Below are 24,833 nucleotides of genomic sequence, written 5' to 3' on the forward strand. Positions count from 1 at the left end.
GCTTTCTTGTCAAAAAACGCGGTAGGCTCTGGCTGTTAGAGACGGTCGGAAATCGCATGCACGGCAACCGATCCGTGGGCGTACATGTGTTCATGCAGCCCACGCCGGGGCACGGACGCGGTGGGGGTTACGGGCAGGGGCATGTCGGCGTCCGTCAGGTCGCCGCAGATCCGGCGGGCCAGCACGCGGCCGAACGCGGTACCGGTGGAAATACCGCGCCCGTTATAGCCGCTCAGCGACAGCACGGTGTCATCGAACTTGTGGTAGCGGGGCACGGAATCGGTGGTCATGCCGATGGTGCCGTACCATTCGCTCTCGAAGCCGACATGCGCCAGTTCGGGGTAGAGCTTGGCCAGAATCCGGCGCGACCAGTCATGGTGCACCTTGCGCGCCACACCCTTGAGCGCGCCGATACTGCCCACGATCAGCCGCCCCGCCTGATCCAGGCGGAAGGAGGTCAGCACTTCGCGCGTGTCCCATGCGCCCTGGCGGTCGGGCAGCACGCGGGAAAGCTGGTCGGCCGAAAGGGGGCGCGTGGCGAAGTTGAAATACGGCAGGGCGATCACTTCTTCGCGCAGGGCGGTCCAGGGGGCCGCCGTATAGGCGTTGGTGGCGACAATGACCCATTTGGCCCGCACGGTCCCGCCTGGCGTGCGCACGTGCCAGGTTTCGCCCACCTTTTCGGCCCCCGTCACGGCGGTTCTGGTGTAGATGGCGGCCCCCGCATCCTGCGCGGCACGGGCAAGCCCCCGCGCATAGGACAGCGGCTGGATGGTGCCCGCGCGTTCGTCCAGCAGCGCACCCAGATAAAGGCTGGTGCCGGTCTGGCGGCGGGTCTGCTGCGCGTCCAGCAGGCGCACAGGGGCCCCCAGGCGCTGCCACTGGCGTTCACGCTCGGCCAGGGCTTTCATGCCCGCGGCATCGGGGGCGCAGTGCAGCGTGCCCGTGTGCTCGGCCTCGCAATCCAGGCCGAAGCGTTCGATGATCTTGAACACCAGTTCCGGCCCGTGGCCCAGCAGGGTCAGCACGCGTGCGCCGTATTTGGGGCCCAGCGTCTCGAACACTTCGGAAGGCATGTTCCACAGGGCTGCGTTCACCAGCCCCACATTGCGGCCCGACCCGCCATAGCCGATAGCGTGCGATTCCAGCACCGCGACACTGCGCCCGGCAGAAGCCAGGTGCAGGGCGGCGGACAGGCCGGTATAGCCCGCCCCCACCACAGCCACATCGACAGTGCTGTCTTGCGACAGGGGTGCGGTCAGGGGTGCCGGACAGGCACTTTGTCCCCATAAACCGTGACTGCGAGGATCATCCGTAATGCTCATTGCTTTCCGCCACGTTCCTATTGTCAGACACAAACCACAAAGAAAGGGCCTGCCACAAGGGACAGGGCCCGCACGGATGGCCACCACGCCGCCACCCCCGTTCCCTGCCACCGCCCGCACGCAGCCGGGGCAAGGGGAGTCATGACAGGCAGCTTCGCCCAGACTGTTCTTTGTGCAAAACAATGTTCACCCATGAGGTCATTCCATTTTGGAATGACCTGCCGGGGCGTGGTCGGCAACGGCCCGCAAGATGACCGTAAGCAGACCCGCAAATGCGCCCTGGCGCGCCGGGACGGGAGCCGGCAAGGGGCCTGAGCGTGCGCCCTATCGCGCGCCGATGGTGGCGCGCACCGCATCGGCCTGGGCGTGAAGGATCACTTCCTCCTCATCCGCAAGGCCTGTGTCGCGGTGCGATGTCCGAATCCCGATGGCGTAGATCGCCCAGGCGAACAGGGCCACGGCCACGTCATCCACCGGGTGGGGAATGAGGGCGATCCCTTCGAACGAGCCCAGGCGCGAAAAGACCAGAAGCCCCGCGAAATAGGCGATCACCCAGCCGCAACTGCGCAGGTCTTCGCGGCAGTCGATCTTTTGCACGAAATGGCGCACCAGCACCGAGCCCGCGATAAAGACAAGCTGGAGGCTGAGCAGCCAGGACAGGATGGTCCAGCCCGACCAGAAAATGATCAGTGTGGCGACAATGAACGCCACCGGGCCGACAAAGCCCATGAACGGCACCTGGAACGGCCGCGCCAGTTCGGGGTTGCTGCGCCGCAGGGCCCCGGCGGCCACGGGGGTGAAGGTGTAGCTCATGACCAGGGCGGAAGACACGACGCCGATCAGCGCATCCCATGACGGGAAGGGCAGCATCCAGAACACGCTCAGCCCGAAGGTCAGCATCACGGCGCGGCGGGGGCTGTTGGTCTTGGGGTCCAGCTTGGCGAACCAGGAACTGAACGTGCCGGTCTGCGCCCAGGCGAACAGCACGCGCGAACACGACCCCATGTAGATATTGCCCGTGCCGGAGGGGGAGATAATGGCGTCCAGCACCACGCACGACGCCAGCCAGCCCAGGCCCAGCATGACAGCCAGGTCATGGAACGGCAGGGACAGCGAACGGTTCACACCGCTCCAGCCATTCGTCAGCAGGTCGGGGGGCACGCTGCCGACGAAGACGAACTGCAACAGCACATAGACCAGCGCCGCCATGACCACCGACAGGATCAGCGCAAGTGGAATGGTGCGTTGCGGGTCCTTGGCTTCCCCCGCCACGGCCACGATGGGGGTCAGCCCCAGATAGGCGAAAATGATGCCGCCGGTGGAAATCGCGGTCTCCAGGCTCTGCCAGCCATGGGGGGCAAAGCCGTGGCTGTGGAAGTTGTCGCCCCGCACATACATGAACAGGCACACGATCACGAGCGTGGGCACCACGAACTTGAAGATGGTGATGATGTTGTTGAAGACGGCGAACGTCTTGACGGTGGACATGTTCAGCTTGGCCATGAAGCACAGGGCCGCGAACTGCACGAACCAGCCCAGCAGCGTGGGGTCACCCGCGACATTGCGCGTCAGCCCCGGAATCCACGATCCGGCATATTGACGGGCGGCGACAATTTCCACCGAGGTCAGGCTGGAATAGGCGATGACCGTAATGAACCCGAGCAGGGAGCCCAGCAGCGGCCCATGCGCATAGGCCGGGTAGCGCACGATGCCGCCCGCCTTGGGCAGGGCCGCCGAAAGTTCGCAATACACCAGCCCCAGAAAGAAGACCGCAACACCCCCCGCCAGCCATGAAAAGATACTGGCAGGCCCGGCCAGGGCCGCCACATGCGATGCGGCGAACAGCCACCCCGACCCGAACATGGACCCGAAACCAAGCAGGGTCAGGTCCACCAGGGACAGGGACCGCTTGAAGGATACTTCCTGCGATTGCTGCATTACCGACACCTCATTCCTCAACGTCCCCCCGCGCGCGGCACGCCACACGGCGTTTTTACTCCGGCGCGTTCTGCCACAGAACACGCGCGCGAGGCCACCCCCACGTCAGCGTGGTGGGGGGTGGTGCTGTCTGTTTTCCGGCCGGGTGAATTTTCCTTCCGGTTTAATTTCGTTTATCGTATACGAATCGTTATCGAAATCAAGACGCGGGCGTGCCGCGGAAAAACCGGCAGGACCAAAGGGCGGCGGCAGGCCGCACCCTACCCCGTCCGGGCAGCCCCGCAACACCCACCCCCAACGCAAGGACAAAACTGTGCGCCATACATTTTTTTGCGTCGACGGACACACGGCTGGCAATCCCGTTCGCCTTGTGGCGGGTGGGGCACCCCTGCTGGCCGGTTCGTCCATGAGCGAGAGACGCCAGGATTTTCTCAACCGTTTCGACTGGATCCGCACCGGGCTGTGCTTCGAACCGCGCGGCCATGACATGATGAGCGGCGGCTTTCTCTACCCCCCCACGCGCGAAGACACGGATGGCGGCATCCTGTTCATCGAAACCAGCGGTTGCCTGCCCATGTGCGGGCACGGCACGATCGGGCTTGTCACCTTCGCGCTGGAAAACGGGCTGCTGACCCCGCGCACGCCGGGCAGCCTGAAGCTGGAAGTGCCCGCCGGCATCATCGACATCACCTACACGACCGAAGGCAAGCGCGTCAGCAGCGTGACCATCCGCAACGTGCCGGCCTGGGTCGCCAAGACGGGGATCGAGATCGACGTGCCCGGCTTCGGCCCGCTGACTGTCGATGTGTCCTATGGCGGCAATTTCTACGCCATTGTGGAACCGCAGGGGCCGTACACGACGCTGGACGCGCTGGGGGCGCGCAAGATCCTTGAACTCAGCCCCATCATCCGCGAACTGGTGCGCGAGAAATATACCCCCGTCCACCCGCTGGATTCCACCATTGCCGGGGTCAGCCACGTTCTGTGGGCCGAACCGGGGGCCAACCCGGCCACACAGGGCCGAAACGCCGTTTTCTATGGCGACAAGGCCATAGACCGCAGCCCCTGCGGCACCGGCACATCGGCCCGGCTGGCGCATTTGTGGCACAAGGGCATCGTGCGGGAAGGCCAGGCCGAACCCTTTACGCATCAGAGCTATATCAAAAGCGAGTTCAAGGGGCAGATTGGCGGCACCACCACGGTGGGCGACACGCCCGCCATTATCCCGCTCATTACCGGCTCGGCCATTGCCACGGGGTTCAACACGATCTGGATCGACCGCGACGACCGGTTCTGGCAGGGCTTTCAGGTTACCTGAAAGCATGCGTGCCCACGCATGTTCCCCGCACAGGATCGGGGAACATGCCCGGAAAAACCGGAGACTTTGATAAAAGAGGCATTGCGCCATGAACCGCCAGCGACCGCGCACCTCCCCCGCCACCGCCGCAAGCCAGCCCCTGACAGACCGGCCCGAAACCACGGGTGCGACCGCGGGTACGACGGGTGGCGCAATCGGGGGCAAGGGTGCGGGCGGGGCGGCAAACGGGGCGGCGCCAGTCGATGGCGGGCGGCCAAAAGCCGCCAATGCGGGGCTGCTCAATACCCGATCACTCGCTGACCAGCTTTTTTACCTCCTGCGCGCCCGCATTGTCTCGGGCGAACTGGCGCATGGCGAACCCATCCGCCAGGACACGCTGGCGGCGGAATTCGGCATCAGCAAGATCCCCCTGCGCGAAGCCCTGGCCCGGCTGGAACAGGACGGGCTTGTCGCATCCTATGTCAACCGGGGCTTTGTCGTTACCGCCATGACGCTGGCCGAAGCGGATGAAGTCTTTACCCTGCGCGCCAAGCTGGAACCCGATGCCGCCGTGGCAGGCTGCATGCAGGCCACCGAGGCCGACCACCACCGCGCGCGTGAGGCATTTGCCGCGTTCAGCACCGCTCCGGTCGGGGAAAGGGCCGAGCGCAACAGGGCTTTTCACCTCAGCCTGATCCGCCCCGGCGTGGGGGAACTGACCTACCGGCTGGTGGAACGCCTGAACGTGATCGCCGAACGCTACGTGCTGTTCCACCTGGCCCCGCCCAGCCGCCCGCAGACAGCCAATGCCGAACACCAGAACCTGCTCGATCTGTGGCTGAACCGGCAGGAACACGACCTGGCCAGCTTCGCCCGCACCCATATCGAGGCGACACACCAGGACCTGCTGCGCGATATGCAGGCACGGATTGCGACCACGGCGCGCTGAACGCTGCTTTTTCAAAAGTGATTTTTTATTTAAAGCTTTTTACAAAAAGCTTTACCAAAAAATTTTATTCGTTTTCTGTTCTGGCTTTAACAGGCAGGTTCGCGTACTGTCAGTAACTGTTCGTAAAATCCGCCTATCTGTTTTTCCCGGTCCACAAGGTGAATTTCCAGAATCCAGTGCAGGGCCCGCCCGCTGGCATCGACCCCGCGCAGGCGTGTCGTGCTGCCCGGCATGATATAGGAGGCCACCCGGTCCCCCGGTATGGTTTCATGCGGGAAATCCCCCACCAGATGCCCGGCAATGGAACCGCCAAAGCGCCACCCCGCCCGCTCGGCCGCCGCACAGGCGCGGGCGTACAGTTCCTCCCCCGTGATGTCGGGATGGGCGTCGAATTCCGCGCTGACCTGATCGAACACGGGAGCCAGCGAATCGCGCAGGCGCAGCTTGTCGGGGTCGTTCCCCAGAACGAAGGTCCGGCCGAAATCGGCCTCCCACTGGTCGAAAATGGGGCCCAGATCGACGAACAGGATATCGTCCGGGGCGATCATCCGGTCGGCAGGGTTTTCAACGTAAGGCAGCAGCGTATGCGGGCCCGAACGCACCACCCGCCGGTGCCAGTGGCTGGATACCCCGAAACGCGCTTCCGCCAGCGCGTAGATTTCCTCGCTCAGGGCGCTTTCCGTCACACCTGGGCGCACCAGTTCGCGCCCGATCGCCTCGAACAGGGCCACCGCCCTGTCCTGTGCGGCCAGCAGCGATGCGGCGCGGCGTGCGTCATCCGAATGGGGTGTTGCGGTCATGCGGGTTCTCTCCCTCTGTGCCGGAACATGCAAGCCCAACACGCACGCCCTGTCCAGCCCATGTCGGGCCGCCGGTCAGGGCGCGGAAGCCGCGTGCTGGATAATAACGGGAACCACGCTAAGCGGAAAATTCACGGAGCGGGCAATAAAGCACATGGCGTGCGCCTGCTGGTGCAACGCGGTCGCCTTGGCAGTATCGGACGTGGCGGAGATCGTCACCCGGGGGCGCAGTTCGACGGCGGTGAACTGGCCTGCCCCATCGGCCTGTTCCACCATGCTGCCTTCCGCTTCGTCCTCATACGCCAGCACGACCACACCCGCCTGCGCGCACAGGCCCAGATACCAGAGCTTGTGGCAGGCGGATAACGACGCCACCAGCAGTTCTTCAGGGTTCCAGCGGCTGGCATCCCCGCGAAAGGCCGGGTCCGATGACCCGTCAATAGGGGGCTTGCCTTCAGCCAGAATGACGTGATCGCGGCTGTAGCCCCGATACTGGGCCGTCCCCTCACCCGTATTGCCGGTCCATACCACCTTGACGGTATAAGTGTGCCGCTGCTCCGCCATTGCCGTCTTCCCCTGAAATGCCACAGACCATTCCAATAGCCGGTCCAGGAAACATCAGGTCAACAGATAAAAGTTTTCGGGTGTCGCCTTTTTTAAAAAAGGCGACGTTCCTTGAAGCTTTCTGAAAAAAGCGCCACCAAAAACTTCTATCATTCAGCCGTTCAGATCACCGCCTCTTCCACAAACGGTTCGCCCTTGACCACGCGGGCATAGCCCAGCGGGGACAGGTCGAGGGCGCGGTATTCCCCATAAACGATCTGCTCGGACAGCCCACGCCCGATGGCGGGGGATTGTTGCAGGCCATGACCGCTGAAGCCGTTGGCGAACAGGAAGTTCGTCACCACCGGATGGGGGCCGACGATCACATTATGGTCAAGCGTGCAGTAATCGTAATGCCCGGCCCAGGAACGAATGACCTTGAGCGCTTCGAACGCCGGAACACGCTCGGCCAGCACGGGCCAGATCTCGTTTTCGAACTCGTCATGGGCGACATCGAAATCGTCCGGGTCCACGGCAGGATCGGGGTCGGGTTCGGTACCCATGAGGAAATACTGCCCCTCGGGCCGGAAGAACACGCCGCTGGGGTCGATGGTCAGCGGCACCTTGCCCGCCAGCCTGTCGCGGCAGTCCACCACGAACAGCGAACGCCGCCTGGGCTCGACCGGAATGACCAGCCCCGCCATGGCCGCCACCCGCGTGCCATGCGTGCCCGCCGCATTGACCATGACCCCGCAGGACACCGAAGCCCCGCTGCGCAGTTTGACCGCCGTTACGCGCTCGCCCGCGCGTTCAAGGCCTACGACCTCGTCCTCGATATAGGTCACGCCAAGCGCGCGCGCCTTGGCCCGCAGGCCGAACAACAGGCCGGTATTGTCGAACCAGCCTTCACCACTCAGCCCGTAGCTGCCCAGTTGCAGGTCATCGGCCATCAGCCACGGAAAACGCGCGCGCAGGTCATCCTGGCTTAAAAGCGCGGTTTCGGCCCCCAGATCGGTCTGGGTTTTCCAGTTCCGGCGCAGAATGGCCTCGGCCCGGTCGTTATTGGCCAGGAACAGATAGCCGTTTTCATGCAGGGCCAGGTCGGTCCCTTCCCCATCCACGGCCGAGATGGACTTGAAATCGCGAATGAACTCCACCCCGAACATGGACATCTGCACGTTCAGCGGGTTGGAGAACTGGTGGCGGATGGAGCTTGAAGAGAGCGACGTGGCCGCCTTCTGGTAGGTCCAGTCCTTTTCGATGACCAGGATCGAGCCCTTGAAATCCGGATTGGACGCCAGGAAATACGCGGTGGCACTGCCAACGACGGCGCCCCCCACGATCACGACATCATAAGCCGCCTGCAATCCTGAATTGGACATTTCCGACATGGATCAGTCTTTCCGGGCAAGATCGTCAAAATGACCGGCAGCGCAGAAGCTGCCGCCCTGGAACCGCACGGCCGGATCGTTCGGATCGCCCTGTTCCACCTGCGCCATGACTTCGGCCGCATAATCGTCCGCGCTGTCCTGCGGCGCGTAGCCCAGGACGGAGGCGCAGTCGTTATTCCAGAAGCGCTGGCTGTTGCGCGATGTTGCAAAGCTGATCATGTGCCCCACGCGCGGCGCGTCCAGGCAGCAGGCCACAAGGGAGCGGAAGTCGCGGTAGGACAGCCAGGTGATCAGGTGCCGCCGGTCCACGGGCTTGGGAAAGCACGAGCCAATACGCAGGCAGACGCTTTCGATCCCGAACTTGTCGAAGTAGTAGCGGGACAGGTCTTCCGCATAGGCTTTGGAAACACCATAGAGGCTGTCGGGCCTTTTGGGGGCGTTGGCGTCTATGGTGCGCGTGCGTTCGTGAAAGCCCACCGCATGGATGGAACTGGCATAGACGATACGCGTCACCCCGCACTGGCGCGCGGCTTCGTAAATATTGTACGTGCCGACAATATTGGCGTTCAGCACATCCGTCCACGGGCCTTCGATCGCCTGCCCGCCCAGATGCACGATGGCGTCGCACCCGCGCACGGCGTTCAGCACCGCATCCCAGTTGCCCAGGTCGGCCACGCCTACTTCCTCATACGGGGCGGGGTCGGTTACGGCCACGCGGTCGCTCAGGCGCAGGGCGGGGGCCAGGTCCTGGCCGGACAGCCGCAACTGCCGGCCCAGCGCACCGGCGGCACCCGTTATCAGCACACGCTTGAATTTGCTCATGACCCGGTCATCCTTTTTTCAATGTGGAGAGACACGCGACCATCGCCGCCAGGGCGGTTCGCAGGTTCTCCTCCGATGTCGCGAAAGACAGGCGCAGATAATTGCCAACCCCGAAGGCCTGGCCCGGCACCACGGCCACCCCGCCTTCGTCCAGCAGGTAGTCCGCCAGGGCGATATCATCCCCGATCGTGCGTCCGTCGGGTGTCTGGCGGCCGATATAGGCACTGCATTCGGGAAAGACGTAGAACGCGCCATCGGGCGGGACCACGCGCAGTTCCGTCTGGGCGAGTGCTTCCAGCACCAGGGCGCGGCGGCGCGTATAGGCGGCCTGCGCGGTGGCCAGGAAATCCTGCGGGCCGTCGAGGGCTGCCGCCGCCGCCACCTGCGAGATGGAAGACGGGCAGGTCGTGGTTTGCGATTCCAGCTTGTTCAGCACCCGTATCAGGGCCGCCGGGCCCGCCGCGTAACCCAGCCGCCAGCCGGTCATGGCATAGGCCTTGGACACGCCGTTCACCACCAGCGTGCGGTCCTTCAGGGCCGGGCACGCCTTGGGGAAGGAGCAGACCTCCACCCCTTCGAAACGGATATGCTCGTAAATCTCGTCGGACATGATGCAGACCTGCGGGTGGCGTTCCAGCACCGCACCCAGCCCTTCCAGTTCCGCGCGCGTATAGACCGCGCCCGATGGGTTGGAGGGGTTGTTGAGCATCAGCCAGCGTGTCTGCGGCGTAATGGCGGCGGCCAGCCGTTCGGGGGAGAGCTTGAAGTTCGTCTCCGCCCCGCAGGGCAGCAGCACGGCCTGCCCGCCATTGTACTCCACCATGTCACGGTAGGAGAGCCAGAAAGGGGCTGGGATCAGCACGCTGTCGTCGGGGTTGAGAGAGCCCATGAACAGATCGAACAGGATCTGCTTGGCCCCCACACCGATGGCAATTTCATCGGCCTTGTAGGTCAGCCCGTTTTCACGCGCGAACTTGCGGATAATGGCCTCTTTCAGCACCGCAAGGCCGGACGGGCCGGTATAATGCGTCAGCCCCGCCTGCATGGCGTCCAATGCCGCCTGCACGATGGGTTCGGGCGTGTTGAAATCCGGCTCGCCCAATGACAGGTCGAACACCGTGCGGCCCTGCGCGCGCAGGGCGGTCGCGCGCATGGACGCCGCCATGGAAGCCGACAGGCGGATACCCGCCGTGCGCGCGTTTTCGAACGACACGGCGGGGGCCGCACCCGAAGCAGCGCCGGATGCAGGCGGGGCGGTAGGGGTGCCTGCCACGCTCATGCGCCCGTACCTGCCTGGCCTGCGGGCACGTAGCCGTTGCTGGTATCGTATTCCTGCCATTCGGCCGGGCGCTGGGCGGGATCGCCATAGCCACCGCCACCGGGCAGGTTCAGCACCAGTTTGCGGCCCGGCGGCACGTCCTGCTTGCCCTTGCCGCGCAGGCGCGTGCCATCATCGAGTGCGACCGAACCCGGAGCACCCGCCTGCCCGCCCGCACGACCCCGGGCCGGGTTGTCGATCCGGTCGAACATGGCGGAAAACTGAAGCTTGTAGCCAGTTGCTGCCTCGATCTCGATCGTCTGGCCCAGACCGCCGCGATACTGCCCTGCCCCGCCCGAACCTTCGCGCAGTTCCTTGCGCCAGATAATGACCGGCCCGACATGCTCCGTCGCTTCCACGGGCATGGTGTGCACCCCGCTGGGGAAGGCCGTGGCGTTCATGCCGTCCAGTGTGGGGCGCGCACCCGTGCCACCGCTGTTGAACATGAGAATTTCCGCATTCCGCCCCGTCTGGCCCGGCTGCGGGCGCAGGCTCATATGCAGGTTCCAAAGCGCCCCTGCCCCTTCGGCCGGAACGCGGTCCGGCAGGGCCTTGTGCAGCGCCCCCAGCACCAGGTCGGGCACGAAATGGCCCAGCACGTGCCGGACCGAAACCGGGGCCGGGCGCTGCGCATTGAGAATGCAGTTATCGGGGGCCGAGACGCTGAACGGTTCGAGCGAGCCGAAATTATTGGGAATTTCCGGGGCCACGATGCATTTGATGCCGTAGCACGCATAGGCCATGACATAGACCAGCGGCACATTGATGCCAAAGCGGCTGGGGCCCGACGTGCCCGAGAAATCGACATGCACGGTGTCACCCTTGATGGTCAGGGTCGCGTGCAGTTCCACCGGTTCGTCATACCCGTCCAGGCGCAGGCTGTTGGTCCACTGGCCCTGCGGCAGGGCGGCCAGCCGTTCACGCGTGGCGCGGCCGCTATGGCCGAGAATGAACGCGCCCAGATGCTCCAGATCCGCCATGTCGAATTCGCGCATCATGTCCACAAGGCGGTTGTGGCCCGCATCGTTACAGGCGGCCAGGGCGAAGATATCGCCCACGACCTTGTCATCCTCGCGCACATTGTTGCGCACGATATGGAGCAGCGTGTCGTTCTCGCGGCCTGCGTCAAACAGTTTCATGATGGGGATGAACAGGCCTTCTTCATAGACCTCGTTCGCATCCGGCCCGAAACCGCGCCCGCCCACATCGACCACATGGGCGGTGGAAGCGAAATACCCGATCAGCCTGCCATCGAGAAAAGACGGCGTAACCACCGTGATATCGTGCAGGTGGCCCGTGCCCTTCCATGGATCGTTGGTGATGTACACATCACCTTCATGGATATTGCCGGGCCCGATATCGGTAATGAAATGCCCCACCGATTCCGCCATGGCGTTCACATGCCCCGGCGTTCCGGTCACGGCCTGGGCCAGCATGCGGCCATGGACATCGAAAATACCGGCCGACAGGTCCCCCGCCTCACGCACGGAGGTGGAAAATGCCGTGCGGATCAGGGCCTGGGCCTGTTCTTCCACCACGGAAATCAGCCGGTTCCACATCACCTGCATGTGGATATCAACAAATGTGTCCTGCATTGATGTCTGCTCCACGCTGCGGGGGTTAATGGCGGGTGGCCAGAAGGCTGCCATCCGACTGGACGGTGGCCGTGAACTGCGCGCTCAGGATTGTCGTGGTCTCGGCCTCGGTAATAATGGCGGGGCCTGCCACGCAATCGCCCGGCACCAGCCCCGCGCGTTCCACCACCTGGGCGGAAACGAAAGACCGGCTGACGGAATCGAACAGTTTGCGCGACACATCCGATGTGACCTGGCGCGTGGCGGCAACCGGCGTTACGGACTGTGCGCGTGCGACCGGCGTGCTGACCCGCAGCGACCAGCTTACGATCTCCACCTCCGGCCCGACAATGGCGCGACCGAAAAACCGTGTATATTCCTTCATGAATTCAGCACGGATCGCCGCCACGTCGCCCGCGTGGAAAACCTCGAACGGCAGGCGGACGGGAATATCCCACCCCTGGCCCGCATAGCGCATGAAGGCCGTGCATTCGACACTGGTGGGGGCAGTGCTTTCAATGGCGGAGACAAAACCCAGCGCCTCCTCACGCATGGAGTCCAGCAGGGCTGCCACCTTGGGCTGTTCGAAAGCAGACAACTCCACCCGCCCGCTGCGCACCGTCTCATACCCGAAGGGGGCCAGCAGGAAGCCGATGGCCGAACCCACACCCGCGCCGGGGGGCACGATAAAGCTGTCGATCCCCAGTTTTTCGCACAGGCGGGCCGCATGCAGGGGGCCGCCGCCGCCAAAGGTGATCATGGTGAAGGTGCTGATATCCTTGCCACTTTCAATGGCGTGCACGCGCGCCGCATTGGACATGTTCTCATCCACCACCTCGCACACGCCGTAAGCCGAGGCATCGACCGACAGGCCGATCTGCGCGCCGATATCCTGGTCCAGCGCGTGGGATGCGGCCGGCACGGACAGCACCATCTTGCCACCGGCGAAATTATCGGGGTCCAGCTTGCCCAGCACCAGGTTGGCATCGGTCACGGTGGGGTTCTGCCCGCCGCGCCCGTAGCAGGCGGGCCCGGGTTCGGAGGCAGCACTTTTCGGCCCCACGCGGATCTGGCGCAGCGAATCCACGCTGGCGATGGAGCCGCCACCCGCCCCGATCTCGACCATTTCCACCACGGGAATGGAAATGACCATGCCGCTGCCCTTGCGGAAGCGGTATGTGCGCGCGACCTCGAAGCTCTTGGCGGTCTTGGGCACGTAGTCCTCGACCAGGCAGATCTTGGCGGTGGTGCCCCCCATGTCGAAGGACACAACATGCTCGCAGCCATGGCGGCGGGCCACGTCCTCGGCAAAGATCACGCCGCCAGCGGGGCCGGATTCGACCAGCCGCACCGGAAATTCCGCCGCATGTTCGAGCGAGATGATCCCCCCGCCGGAATGGATCATGTAGACCGGGCAGCCCATGCCGCGTGCCACCAGCGCCTTGACCAGCCTGTCCAGATACGCCTTGATCACCGGCTTGACATAGGCATTCGCGCAGACGGTGTTGAAGCGTTCAAGTTCGCGGAACTGCGGCGCCACTTCAGAGGAAATGGAGATCGATATGTCGGGCAGGCGGGCCAGGATGGCGTCGCGCACCAGGCGTTCGTGCGCGCCATTGGCATAGGCGTGGATAAACCCGATGGCGATGCTTTCGTAACCGCCTTCGGCCAGGCGGGTGATCAGCGCATCCAGCCCGGCGCGGTCCACGTCGAGCAGGACGTTGCCTGCCGCATCCATGCGTTCGCGCACCACAAAGCGGTCGGCCCGGGCGATCAGGGCCGGGGGCAGGGTGATGTTCAGGTCATACTGTTCGAAGCGGTTTTCGGTCCGCATTTCCAGCACATCGCGAAAACCCTCTGTGGTGACGAAGGCCGTGCGCGCGCCACGCCGTTCGATCAGCGAATTGGTGGCCAGCGTCGTGCCATGCACCACGACCCCGATATCTTTCAGGGCCACGCCCGCATCGGCGCAGACCTGGTCGATCCCCTTGAGAATGGCCCGCTCGGGCGCTTCGTAATCCGTAAGAACCTTGGTGGAAACCAGCCGCCCATCGATCTTGAGCGCGACATCCGTAAAGGTGCCGCCAATATCCACGCCTACACGGCAGTCCTTGTGCCCCGACGCCATCCTGACACTCCCAGATTCGTGGCGGCGCCCGGCACCGCCCCATAAATTCATAATACAGGTCATATTGACTTGTATGATTTGTGTCAATGACGTATCGTTCTTTTATCACAACGACCAGCGCCACTGTTCCGGACCGCAAAACTGGAGATACGCAAAGGCATGACTGAAAACGCCCCCCAACCCGCACCGGACGGTGCCCGGCGGCTCGGCCTGCTGGACCTGGTGTTTATCGGCTGCGGCGCCACGTTCGGTTCGGGGTGGCTGTTCGCGGCGTCCAAGGTGGCGGGCATGGCCGGGGTGTATTCGCTCTATAGCTGGGCGGTGGGCGGGCTGATCGCACTGCTGCTGGGCTTTATCTACTGCGAACTGGGGGCCGCCCTGCCCAAGACGGGCGGCGTCGTGCGCTACCCCTATATTTCACACGGGGATTTCCTGGGCTTCAACATCAGCCTGGTCACGCTGGTTGCCTTTTCCTCCATCGTGGCGATCGAGGTGGTGGCCGCCCGGCAATATGCCTCGGGCGCGTTCCCGTTCCTGGGCCACCCTGACGGATCGCCCACGCTGGCGGGCTGGCTGGTGCAGTTCGCGTTCCTGCTCTTTGCCTATTTCATCAACCGCAAGAGCGCGAAATCCTTTGCCTGGGTCAACAACATTGTCACGACCCTTAAATTCTCGGTCCCGTTCCTGAGCATTGTCGTGCTGGCCACGCATTTTTCATCCGCCCCGTTCCATGTGCCGCTGGGCAGCGCCACACCGCTGGCATCGGTGGTGGTGGCCCTGTCCACGGGCGGGATCATTTTCTCCTATCTGGGGCTGACGCCCATCGTGGCCGCGGCGGGCGAGGTCAAAAACCCCCAGCGCAACGTGCCCATCGCATTGTGCACGGCGGTGCTGTTCACCGGGGTCGTGTACCTTGCGTTGCAGACGGTCTTCATCGGCAACCTGCCCATGGCCGACCTGAAGAACGGCTGGGTTGACATTCCCGGCCTGTTTCCCCTGCCTTTTCACGATATCATGATGGTGATCGGGGTCGCCTGGCTGGGGCGGCTGGTGCTGGTGGATGCCTGTATTTCCCCCCTTGGCACGGGCAACGTGTTCATGAATTCCACCTGCCGCGTGGCCCAGGCCTGGCTGGAGGAACTGGGCGCCGCCCCCGAACAGACCGACCCCGACAAGCCGGTGGGCCCGCGCGCCATGGCGCTGTCCTTCGCATTGTGCTTTTTCTGGACGCTGCCTTTTCCGTCCTGGTCCAGCCTGGTGGGCGTGGTTTCCACTGCCCTGGTCATGAGCTACACCTTCGTGCCCGTCATCATGGCGGCGCTGCGCAATACGGCCCCTGACATGCCCCGGCCCTTTCGCGTCTGGTGCCCGCAGGTTGTGGGCCCCGTCTCCTTCATCCTTTCCTCCTTCGTCATACTCTGGGCCGGATGGGTGACCGTGGCGTGGCTGATCGGCGTGCAGTTCGTGCTGTGCCTGGGTTACCTGATCTACCAGTTGCAGAACCGCACGACATCGAACGGCCTGCGTTCGGCAGGCTGGGTGCTGACCTATTACGCGGGCATGATCGCCTTTGCCTGGGCGGACCAGAGCCAGGCCATGGAAACACTGCGCAGCCCAGCCCTGCTGGCGGCTTTTGTCGTGTTCCTGTGGGGCATTTACCTGTGGGCCGCGCGTTCGGGGCAGGATGTCGATCACGCACAGTTCGCATGACAGGCGCGGCCCTGGCGGGTATTGCGCCTTTTCTTTTCCCTACCAGACAGGAACAGTGTTTTTCATGATATCGCACACGCTCTTCGCCTCCTGCCTTCCATCTTGTGGCGGGCACCCGGTCCCGACCCGTGGGGGCTGCGCCCATGTCTGAGACCACCCATACCGCCACGCGCGCGCATACAAGCCTTGTCACCGGGGCGACAAGCGGGATCGGCGCTGCCATTGTGGCCACATTATCGGCGGCAGGGTATAAGGTTTTCGCAACCGGGCGCAATGCGGATACCCTGGCCCGGCTGGAAGCCCTGCCCGGTGTCACCGCCATACAGGCCGATGTGCGCGATACGGACGGACTGTGCGCGCGCCTGGGGGACGTGCAAATTGACAGTGTCATCAACAATGCGGGGCAGTTGACGACAACCGGCCCGTTCGTGGGCACCGATCCTGCCCAGATCGACACCATGATCGACATCAACCTCAAGGCCCCTATCCGCCTGACCCACAGGCTGCTGCCCGCCATGATCGAACGGCGCGCGGGCCACCTGGTCTTTGTCGGCTCCATTGCCGGGCATGCGCCTTTTCCCGGTTCCTGCGTGTACGGCGCGTCCAAATCGGGGATTGGCGTGTTCTGCGACGCGCTGCGCTGCGAATTGCTGGGCAGTGGCGTGCGCGTGACCGAACTGGTGCCCGGGCGGGTGGAAACATCGCTCTACCGCGACACGCACGGCCCCGACGGCGCAAAACGCGCGCTGTATGACGGCTACCGCTCCGTGCAGCCGCACGATGTGGCGGGGCTGGTGCGCACGGTGCTGGAACTGCCCGATTATGTCGATATCTCGCGCATGGAAATCATGCCCACCGACCAGGCGGCGGGCGGGGGTTCCATGGTCAAGTTCGCGGCAGGATAACGTGCGGCCATGACCTTGCGCCACCCCTCCGTCTCCGCCCCGACAGCGACGACAAGCCCCCGCACCACCGAACGCTCCACCGCCCCGGCCACGCCGCAAGCGCAGCCCGACGGTGGGCCCCCACAGCCGGCAGGGGGAAAGGTGCGCTACAGTGCGGTAGTACCCCTGTTCATGGCCGTGCTGCTTTCGGTGCTGGATTATGCGGTCGCCAATATCGCCCTGCCCACCATTTCGGGCGCATTGTCGGTCTCGCAGGCGGAATCGGTCTGGGTGGTCAACGCCTATCAGTTGGCCAACGCCATGCTGCTGCTGCCTTTGGCCGCCTGGGCGGACCGGCTGGGCAGTGCGCGGCTGTGCCAGGCGGGGCTTGTCGTCATCATGCTGGGTTCGGCGTTATGTGCGACCACCTCCTCCTTCGGGATGCTGGTTTTCGCGCGCATTATCCAGGGTGCGGGCGGGGCATGCGTCATGTCCGTCAGTGCGGCACTGGTGCGCTCGGTCTATCCACCCGCTTTGCTGGGGCGGGGCCTGGCGCTGAACGCGCTTGTCACGGCCCTGGGTTTTGCCATCAGCCCGGCTGTGGCGTCCCTGATCCTGTCCGTGGCGTCATGGCGGTGGCTGTTCCTGTTCAACCTGCCTTACGGCGTGCTGACACTGGCGCTGGCCCTGCGCTTTTTCCCCGCAACGCCCGTGCATGCCAACAGCATGAAAGCGCTGCCGGTGGTGCTGAACCTGCTCTTTTTCGGCGGGGTTCTGGTGGGGGCGGACCTGCTGGCCCATGGCAACGCGCCGGTGGCAGGCTGGGCGACCCTTCTGGGCGGGGTGGGCTGCCTGCTGGCCCTGCTGCATGTGCAACGCGAGGCGCAGACCCCGCTCCTGCCTGTGGACCTGCTGCGCAAATGGCCGTTCGGCCTGGCGTTCACGGTGTGCTTCATGGGGTATATGGCGGCCAATTTCTTCATGGTGTCCATTCCCTTCACGCTGACGGGCATTTTCGGCCGCACCGCCGTGCAGAGCGGGCTGATCATCATGCTCTGGCCCCTGGGCATGGTGCTGGCAGGTCCCGTCGTGGGCCGCCTGTCCGACCGGGTACCCGCGGCCGTTCTGTCCACCTTCGGGCTGGGCGTGGTGGGGGTGGGCTACCTGCTGCTGCGCGTAACGCCCGTGGTGGCTGCTGACTGGAATATCATGTGGCGGCTGGGGCTGGCGGGCATCGGCTTTGCGTTTTTCGTGGCCCCCAACAACAAGGCCATGATGGATGCCGCCCCCCTGCACCGTTCGCGCAGCGCCAGTGCCATGCTGTCCGTCGCGCGGATCATGGGCCAGTCCACGGGGGCGATTTTCGTGGCCCTTGTCATGGCCCATGTGCATAACGGCGCTGCCCTGCTGTGCCTGGACCTGGGTGTTGCCACAGCCTGGGGGGCGGCCCTTCTCAGCCTGTCGCGGGCGGGCCTGCGCCTGATACCCGCCCGGCCTGTTTCGTGAATGCAAGGGTGACACGCATGCAGTCCCTTCCGTCCTCCTCCCTGTCCGACACGATCGCCACGGCACTGATGCAGCGGATCGTGAACGGCACATACGGCCGTGGCGACAAGCTGCCGAGCAATGCCGAATTATGCGAGGAATTCGGTGTCAGCCGCACGGTGGTGCGCGAAGCCCTGGCCTCCCTCAAGCTGGGGGGGCGTATCATCTCGCGCCAGGGTGCGGGGGTGTTCGTGTCCGACCGCGTGCAGAAAATGCCCGCCATGGCCTGGCCCTTGCCCAATATCCGCGCCTGCCTGGAAATTCTGGAATTCCGGATCGGGGTGGAAATGCAGGCCGCGGCCCTGGCCGCCCAGCGCCGCACGCCCGATACGCTGCAAGCCCTGTACCAGGCCCATGCTGCCTTTGCGGAGCAGGACACGCACGACCCGGAAAAGGAAGCCCTGGCCGATTTCGGCTTTCACCTGGCCATAGCCAAAACGGCGGGCAACCCGCGCTTTGCCGAATTCCTGCAAACCACCATTGCCGAGATCTGCCGCGACCTGCACACCAAATATACCGAAAGTGCGAAACACAGCGCAGCCTATTTCGCCCAGACGGTCACCGAACATACCGAAATCCTGGCCGCGATTTCGGACGGCAACGCCCCCCTGGCCCAGACCCGCATGCAACTGCACCTTGAAGACGGGCTGAACCGATACCGCCGGCTGCTCAGCACCGCGCGGTAGGACCGGGGCAGGCCATGCGTCCTAGCGATGGACCCGCACGGCCAGGAAGGACGCCGCACTGGCCATGACGATCACCCCCGCCATGGCGGCAACGCCAAAGAACCCGTACGCCGCATAAAGCGAGCCCATGCAGAGCGGGCCCGCAAAAACCGCTACATAGGTCACGGCAGAATAAATACCCATGACAACGCCGCGCGCTTCCGCCGCATACCGGTTCAGCGTCACGATCAGGGCGTTCAGGCCCAACTGGTTCAGAAACCCCCAGACCGCACTGTTGGCGAACGCCCACATTCGCGTGGAAGACGCAGGCAGCCACGCGAAATAGCACGCGCTGATCAGCACAAGCGAGCAGACGATATACGTTTTGGAAGCATGGGGCGCGAAATGGCTGAGCATGAGCCCGGCAATGCCAAAGCCCAGCCCGTAGGCGAACACGAAAGACCCCGCCCCCTGCGCCGACAGATGCAGGAGCACGCGCAGCCCTTCGCCAAAATAGGCGAATGTTCCGTAAAAGGCGGTCATGTAGCCGAAAACGATCAGCAGCATGAAGGCAACGCCGGGAATGCGCAAAGCCCCGCGCAGGGAAACCCGCTCCGCCGGGCGGGACATACTGATCCCGCGCAAAGACAGCCACAGCGCGCAGGCCACGATCAGGGATAATGTGCCGGTTATCCTGTAGACCGAACGCCAGCCGATATGTTCGGTCACATAGGCCGCGAACGGCACCCCGAACACGAGCGAGAGCGACCAGCCGGTCAGCACCAGGCCGATGAACCGGGCCTCCTTCCCGCGGGGGGAGACCGCGGCCGTCGTGGCGTAGGTGCCGGGCAGCAGCACGCCGACCGCCACCCCCGCAATGGCCTGGGCCAGGCACAGATGCACCCAGTGCGTGCTCAGGCTGCTGGTAAATTCCGCCACACCCAGAAGCAGGGCCGAAAGGGACAGAACCCGTGCGGGGCCCCACCGGTCCAGTTCCGAGGACAACACCAGGGAAGACACCGCCGTGGCCGCGCCGAAAGCCGAGATCGCCCAGGCGACATGGTAGGGCACGGTCCCCAGTGACGCGCTGACCTCACGCAGGATGGGGGTGAGAATGAATGCATTGGACCCCACGGCCACCACGGCCGCGAACAACGCCGCGACCTGATTCCAGCGAGCATGATGTGCCACCGTACGCAAACCCTCCTGAATGGTTCCGTGAGGTGGCACGCCGGGGCAAAACGGATCAACAAAAATCGTCACGAACCGGAACGAATTTTTGCGATATTTTTGCGCGCGATACAACGGCAAGGCCCGCCGGCCCGAAGGTGCCACCGGGGCAACAGGCTGGGGCCGGCTACAGGCTTTGCAGCGTGTACAGGCGCTGGTACAGCCCGCCCGTGCGCGCCAGCAGGGCCTGGTGCGTGCCATCTTCGACAATGCGGCCGTGTTCGAACACTAGAATACGGTCCAGCCCCACCACGGTCGCCAGCCTGTGGGCGACCACCAGCACGGTACGCCCCTGCATGAGGCGCTGCATGGCCTCCTGCACCTGGGCTTCTGATTCCGAATCAAGGCTGGCCGTGGCCTCATCCAGCACCAGAATGGGGGCGTCGGCCAGGAAGGCGCGGGCAATGGCCACGCGCTGGCGTTCCCCGCCTGAAAGCTTTATGCCGCGTTCGCCCACCAATGTGGCGTAGCCATCTGGCAGGCGTTCGATAAAGCCTGCCGCATTGGCCTGTTTCGCGGCATGGGCGATCTGTTCGGGTGTGGCACCCGGCCGCCCATAGGCAATGTTTTCGGCCAGGCTGCGGTGGAACAGCATGGGGTCCTGCGGCACCAGGGCAATCTGCGCACGCAGGGCCGATTGCGCGACCGTGGCCAGATCCGTGCCGTCCACCTCCACCGTGCCCTGCTGGGGGGCGTACAGGCGCTGGAGCAGCTTGGTAAAGGTGGACTTGCCCGAACCCGACGGCCCCACCAGCCCCACGCGCGAACCGGGTGCTATTGTTACCGACAGGTCGGAAAAAATATCGCGCGTCTGGCCGGGGTAGCGAAAGGTCACGTGGCTGAAACGGATTTCCCCTTTGGTAATGCGAAACGGCACGGGGTGTGCCGGATCGCTGACCGCAACGGGGGTGCGCCACAGAAGCAGCAGTTCCTCCATTTCATTGACCGAGCGCTGCACGACCGAAACCTGCTGCCCGATTTCGCGCAGATAGCCTTGGACCAGAAAGGTCATGGTCAGCACATAGGCAACGTCGCCCGCGCCCGCCTGCCCACGCCACCACAGCCACACGGCCCCACCCGCCAGAGCCAGGCGCATGACCATGACGGCGGCCCCCTGGATATTGGCGCTGTCCGTGCCGCGCACCCACATCAGGGCCGTGGCCGTGCGCCAGCGCGTCATGATGCCTTCCAGCAGGCGTTCCTCGCGCTCTTCCGCACCAAAGGCCTTGACCACGGCATTGCATGTCACGGCATCGGCCAGGGCGGCCCCCATGCGGCTGTCCCCCTCGTTGGCGGCCTGGGCGGAAGGGGCGACGTAACGCAGCGTCAGCAGGCAGGACAGCAGGATGAACAGCGCCGAAAGCACGCCCAGCAACACGCCCATGGCGGGCCAGTGCCACCCCAGCACCAGTGTTGTCAGCAGCAGCAGGCAGGCTTCGGGCAGCAGCATGAGCAGCAGCGTGTCGTCCAGCATGTCCACCGCCCACATGCCGCGTGTCAGCCTGCGCACGGTCGACCCCGCGAAGGTGCTGGCGTGCCAGTCTGTGGAAAGACGCTGCACATGGGCAAAGGCCTCGGTGCCGATTTTCTGCATCACCCGCGTGGTAAGGGCCGTAATGCCCAGATAGGCGTAGCGCTTGGCCAGCACGCTGCCAAAGCCGCATGCCGCCATGGCCCCCAGCATCCACCCCGCATCGCGCACGGGGCCTGCCTGCCCGGCGGGGCCTGCCACATCCCCCACCAGGCGGCCCGCGATCACCGGCATCATGACATCGGCCACGGTGGCGACCAGCGTTCCCGCCAGCGTCACACAAAGGGATGCGGGAAACGCCAGCCAGTGCCGCGCCACGAACCGCAGCACATCGACAAAAAGCGACGCCTGGCGCGTATCACTGGTATTCTGAGCCGTACCGGAACCTGAAGCAGACATGCGCAACCCGTCAAAAAAACACAAACCCTGCGGCACCGGGCCACACGGCACCCGTCCTGTATCGTGATGCGCCCCGGCCACGCAACCACACATGGCCCGGCGGCGGCGCACTCAGGCGGTGGAAAAACGGCCCGGACAGATATCCGCCAGACCGCGCCCACCTATACGCCGCATGCCTGCCGCACCACGCATCGCGCCACGCAGCACCAGCGTTACGCGGGCCATGGGTGAAAAATGCCGCATCACCCCGCACCCCTAAGGACGCGACCGGCAAGGGACGTCCTATGGGGGACGCCCGACTGGGAACGCCCGACGGGAGGGCGAGAAGACCCTTGCCAAGCCCGCCGGGGCCAGCCTAGGCTGCGCCGCGCAACGGTTTGCCAGCGCCACACCAGCCCGCCAGGCAAGGCCCGGGCGATAACTCCCGGGTGACAGGACAATGACAGCAACGCGCGACCCCGCACCCCAGACCCCGCACCCCACGCAGGCCACGGACGGCAAGACCACCGGGGGCAAGACTGGCGATCGCAAGACTGGCAATCACAAGGTGGGCAACCGCAAGGCGAGCGAAAGCAGGACCGTGCAAAAAACGAAGGCTGCCGCCCGCAAGCCCGAGAACGAGGGCGCGCCCGCTGTCACTGCTCCCACGGCAGCAACCAGAACCGCACCCCGGGCCACGCCCAAGGCGGTTGCCAAAGCCCCCGCGAAAAAGGGCGCGAAAGCCGCGAAACGACCCGGCGCGGCCCGTGCCGCCGGGGCAAAAACACCGCCCGAACCCGTATCGGCCCTGATCGCCCCGCGCGACATGACGCCGGAGGAAATCCGTGCTTTCCTGCTCGATCTGGCGCGCACCTGGCCGGATGCGAAAACGGAGCTGCATTATACCAGCACGTTCAGCCTGCTGGTGGCGGTGGTGCTGTCCGCTCAGGCGACGGATGCCTCGGTCAACCGGGTGACACCCGCCCTTTTCGCCGCCGCCCCCACGCCCCAGGCCATGGTCGCGCTGGGGGATGAAAAAGTGGGCGAGTTGATCCGCACCATCGGCCTGTGGCGCGCCAAGGCGAAGAACGTGGTCGAACTGTCGCGCCAGCTTGTGGCCGAGCATGGCGGGCAGGTGCCTTCCACGCGGGACGCGCTGGAAAAACTGGCCGGGGTAGGGCGCAAGACCGCCAATGTGGTGCTGAACGTCGCCTTCGACCAGCCGACCGTGCCGGTCGATACGCATGTGTTCCGCCTGGCCAACCGTTCGGGCCTGGGGCGCGGGAAAACGGTAGCGGCGGTGGAAGCAGCGCTGGAACGCCGCATTCCGCCGGACATGAAGCGCGACTCCCACCACTGGATGATCCTGCACGGGCGCTATGTGTGCAAGGCGCGCAAGCCCGAATGCTGGCGGTGCGCGGCAAGCGGGCCCTGCCTGTTCCCCGCCAAGACCCCCGCCCCACGCGCAAAGCCCGCCAGGACGATCCGATAAAAGTTTTTGGTGAAGCTTTTTTCAAAAAGCTTGAGGAAACGTCACCTTTTTGAAAAAAGGCGACACCCGGAAACTTTTATGAATTTTCAGGCTCTTTCGTGGGGCTCCCTGCCCCAGCCGCACACACCCTTGTACGTCGGCACAAAGCGTCCTACAGCCAGCCTGCCAGTTCACGGCGGGCAAGTTTTTCCAGCAGGTCGATACTGGCGGGGCTGTCGTTCAGGCAGGGGATAAGAGTGAAGGATTCCCCCCCGGCGGCCAGAAATTCCTCACGCACCTCATTGCCGATTTCATCCAGCGTTTCCAGGCAGTCGGCCATGAAACCGGGCATGACCACGGCAATCCGCGTAACCCCCCGCGCCGGCAGGGCTTTGATGAACGGGGCCGTATAGGGTTCAAGCCATTTGGCCGGGCCGAAACGGGACTGGAACGTCATGGGCAGGGTGGTTTCATCCATGCCCAAGGCCGCGCGCAGGGCCGTGACCGTTTTCAGGCAGTCCGCCGCGTAGGAATCGCCCTTGGCCACATAATCCTTGGGCAGGCCGTGGAAGGACGCCACCACCATCTGGAAGGGCTGGGCCTGCGACGGGGCCTGGGCCTGAACCTGGGCCTGCGCGTCACGCACGCTCCGGGCAAGGGCTGCGATAAAATCCGGATCGTCCGCGAAGGGGGGCAGGGTGCGCAGGGCGGGCTGGTTGCGCAGTTTCATCAACGCGCGAAAAATCTGGTCGTTGGCCGTGGCGGTCGTGGTCGCACTGTATTGCGGGTACAACGGCATGGTCAGGATACGATCGCAGCCCTGGCGCAGCAGGTCATGCAGCGCCTCGGCCAATGACGGGCGGCCATAGCGCATGCCCCACACCACCGGCACGCCCGATACGGCCAGGCGTTCGGCCAGTTTTTCGGCCTGGCGGCGCGTGACCCCGCGCAAGGGGCTTTCATTGCGCTGCGTATCCCATATGCGGGCATAGGCGCGGCCGCTGGCCCGGGGCCGCGTGCTCAGCACCACGCCTTGCAGGATGGGCTGCCACAGCACGGGCGGGCCTTCTATCACCCGCCGGTCTGACAGGAATTCAGACAGGTAGCGGCGCACCGCGCCATAGCCCGTATCGTCCGGCGTGCCGAGATTGACCACGATAACCCCCGGCTTGCCCGAAGGATACTGCCCGTCCGACCCTTCGGCCGGAATGTGATGAAAGACCATGAAACCCCCGTACGTTACCGTTCCTGGCGCGCAAGACCGCCCGCCGTCAAGCAGGGCTTCCCCGCCGCCCCGCCCGCGCGGCACCCCGGCGGATGGCGTGGCGCCCCCC

General features: G+C 64.6%; 20 protein-coding genes. 7 read left to right on the forward strand and 13 right to left on the reverse strand.

Annotation, left to right across the window (positions count from 1 at the left end; all coding sequences use genetic code 11):
- Positions 1 to 35: 35 nt before the first annotated feature.
- Together J2D77_RS13300 and J2D77_RS13305 are read right to left on the reverse strand one after the other, a co-directional pair.
- On the reverse strand, positions 36 to 1,325 hold the full coding sequence (locus J2D77_RS13300) for an NAD(P)/FAD-dependent oxidoreductase (RefSeq protein ID WP_230975801.1): 1,290 nt from the start codon (positions 1,323 to 1,325) through the stop codon (positions 36 to 38).
- Between the two features lie 324 nt (positions 1,326 to 1,649).
- Positions 1,650 to 3,263 (reverse strand): APC family permease, encoded by a 1,614-nt coding sequence (locus tag J2D77_RS13305; protein ID WP_207846803.1) that lies wholly within the window; start codon positions 3,261 to 3,263, stop codon positions 1,650 to 1,652.
- Positions 3,264 to 3,576: 313 nt separating this feature from the next.
- Between J2D77_RS13305 and J2D77_RS13310 the strand changes: the two genes are divergently transcribed.
- A complete protein-coding gene (locus J2D77_RS13310) occupies positions 3,577 to 4,581 on the forward strand; it encodes a 4-hydroxyproline epimerase (RefSeq protein ID WP_207846804.1) in 1,005 nt (334 codons plus the stop codon).
- Positions 4,582 to 4,669: 88 nt separating this feature from the next.
- A complete protein-coding gene (locus J2D77_RS13315) occupies positions 4,670 to 5,509 on the forward strand; it encodes a GntR family transcriptional regulator (RefSeq protein WP_207846805.1) in 840 nt (279 codons plus the stop codon).
- 86 nt (positions 5,510 to 5,595) lie between these two features.
- Here J2D77_RS13315 and J2D77_RS13320 read toward each other — a convergent pair whose 3' ends face one another.
- The 7 genes from J2D77_RS13320 to J2D77_RS13350 all read right to left on the reverse strand — a co-directional run bounded on the left by J2D77_RS13320 (position 5,596) and on the right by J2D77_RS13350 (position 14,085).
- Positions 5,596 to 6,309, reverse strand: a complete 714-nt coding sequence (locus J2D77_RS13320; RefSeq protein ID WP_207846806.1) for a M24 family metallopeptidase — start codon at positions 6,307 to 6,309, stop codon at positions 5,596 to 5,598.
- A 75-nt stretch (positions 6,310 to 6,384) separates the two neighbouring features.
- Positions 6,385 to 6,873, reverse strand: a complete 489-nt coding sequence (locus tag J2D77_RS13325; protein WP_207846807.1) for an OsmC family protein — start codon at positions 6,871 to 6,873, stop codon at positions 6,385 to 6,387.
- A gap of 161 nt (positions 6,874 to 7,034) precedes the next feature.
- Positions 7,035 to 8,243, reverse strand: a complete 1,209-nt coding sequence (locus tag J2D77_RS13330) for an NAD(P)/FAD-dependent oxidoreductase (protein ID WP_230975802.1) — start codon at positions 8,241 to 8,243, stop codon at positions 7,035 to 7,037.
- A gap of 3 nt (positions 8,244 to 8,246) precedes the next feature.
- Positions 8,247 to 9,065 (reverse strand): NAD-dependent epimerase/dehydratase family protein, encoded by an 819-nt coding sequence (locus J2D77_RS13335; protein ID WP_207846808.1) that lies wholly within the window; start codon positions 9,063 to 9,065, stop codon positions 8,247 to 8,249.
- 7 nt (positions 9,066 to 9,072) lie between these two features.
- Positions 9,073 to 10,344 (reverse strand): pyridoxal phosphate-dependent aminotransferase, encoded by a 1,272-nt coding sequence (locus J2D77_RS13340; RefSeq protein WP_230975803.1) that lies wholly within the window; start codon positions 10,342 to 10,344, stop codon positions 9,073 to 9,075.
- A complete protein-coding gene (locus tag J2D77_RS13345) occupies positions 10,341 to 11,978 on the reverse strand; it encodes a hydantoinase B/oxoprolinase family protein (protein WP_207846809.1) in 1,638 nt (545 codons plus the stop codon). Before J2D77_RS13345 ends, J2D77_RS13340 begins: the two co-directional genes overlap by 4 nt.
- Before the next feature lie 25 nt (positions 11,979 to 12,003).
- Positions 12,004 to 14,085 carry a hydantoinase/oxoprolinase family protein gene (locus J2D77_RS13350; protein WP_207846810.1) on the reverse strand — a complete coding sequence of 694 codons (2,082 nt, stop codon included), beginning with the start codon at positions 14,083 to 14,085 and terminating at the stop codon, positions 12,004 to 12,006.
- 159 nt (positions 14,086 to 14,244) lie between these two features.
- Here J2D77_RS13350 and J2D77_RS13355 point away from each other — a divergent pair, with 159 nt between their 5' ends.
- The 4 genes from J2D77_RS13355 (at position 14,245) to J2D77_RS13370 (ending at position 18,910) form a co-directional block, all read left to right on the forward strand.
- Positions 14,245 to 15,795: an APC family permease gene (locus J2D77_RS13355; RefSeq protein WP_207846811.1), complete on the forward strand. Its 1,551-nt coding sequence runs from the start codon at positions 14,245 to 14,247 to the stop codon at positions 15,793 to 15,795.
- Between the two features lie 143 nt (positions 15,796 to 15,938).
- The gene (locus tag J2D77_RS13360) at positions 15,939 to 16,700 is read left to right on the forward strand and encodes an SDR family oxidoreductase (protein WP_207846812.1); all 762 of its coding nucleotides are present in this window, start codon (positions 15,939 to 15,941) and stop codon (positions 16,698 to 16,700) included.
- Between the two features lie 9 nt (positions 16,701 to 16,709).
- On the forward strand, positions 16,710 to 18,185 hold the full coding sequence (locus J2D77_RS13365; RefSeq protein ID WP_207846813.1) for an MFS transporter: 1,476 nt from the start codon (positions 16,710 to 16,712) through the stop codon (positions 18,183 to 18,185).
- Positions 18,186 to 18,202: 17 nt separating this feature from the next.
- On the forward strand, positions 18,203 to 18,910 hold the full coding sequence (locus J2D77_RS13370) for a FadR/GntR family transcriptional regulator (RefSeq protein WP_207846814.1): 708 nt from the start codon (positions 18,203 to 18,205) through the stop codon (positions 18,908 to 18,910).
- A gap of 21 nt (positions 18,911 to 18,931) precedes the next feature.
- On the opposite strand, the gene J2D77_RS13375 is transcribed toward J2D77_RS13370, so the two are convergent.
- The 3 genes from J2D77_RS13375 to J2D77_RS17465 form a co-directional block, all read right to left on the reverse strand.
- Positions 18,932 to 20,080 carry an MFS transporter gene (locus tag J2D77_RS13375; protein ID WP_331000093.1) on the reverse strand — a complete coding sequence of 383 codons (1,149 nt, stop codon included), beginning with the start codon at positions 20,078 to 20,080 and terminating at the stop codon, positions 18,932 to 18,934.
- A 166-nt stretch (positions 20,081 to 20,246) separates the two neighbouring features.
- A complete protein-coding gene (locus J2D77_RS13380; RefSeq protein WP_207846816.1) occupies positions 20,247 to 22,049 on the reverse strand; it encodes an ABC transporter ATP-binding protein in 1,803 nt (600 codons plus the stop codon).
- A 111-nt stretch (positions 22,050 to 22,160) separates the two neighbouring features.
- Positions 22,161 to 22,292 (reverse strand): hypothetical protein, encoded by a 132-nt coding sequence (locus J2D77_RS17465; RefSeq protein ID WP_269142560.1) that lies wholly within the window; start codon positions 22,290 to 22,292, stop codon positions 22,161 to 22,163.
- A 562-nt stretch (positions 22,293 to 22,854) separates the two neighbouring features.
- Between J2D77_RS17465 and nth the strand changes: the two genes are divergently transcribed.
- On the forward strand, positions 22,855 to 23,520 hold the full coding sequence (nth, locus tag J2D77_RS13385) for an endonuclease III (RefSeq protein ID WP_230975818.1): 666 nt from the start codon (positions 22,855 to 22,857) through the stop codon (positions 23,518 to 23,520).
- Positions 23,521 to 23,671: 151 nt separating this feature from the next.
- Here the strand turns inward: nth and hemH are convergent, their stop codons facing one another.
- Complete coding sequence (hemH, locus tag J2D77_RS13390; protein ID WP_207846817.1) at positions 23,672 to 24,724, reverse strand: ferrochelatase; 1,053 nt, start codon at positions 24,722 to 24,724, stop codon at positions 23,672 to 23,674.
- Positions 24,725 to 24,833: the final 109 nt, after the last annotated feature.

This window comes from Acetobacter garciniae, from assembly GCF_017377735.1.
Classification (GTDB): domain Bacteria; phylum Pseudomonadota; class Alphaproteobacteria; order Acetobacterales; family Acetobacteraceae; genus Acetobacter; species Acetobacter garciniae.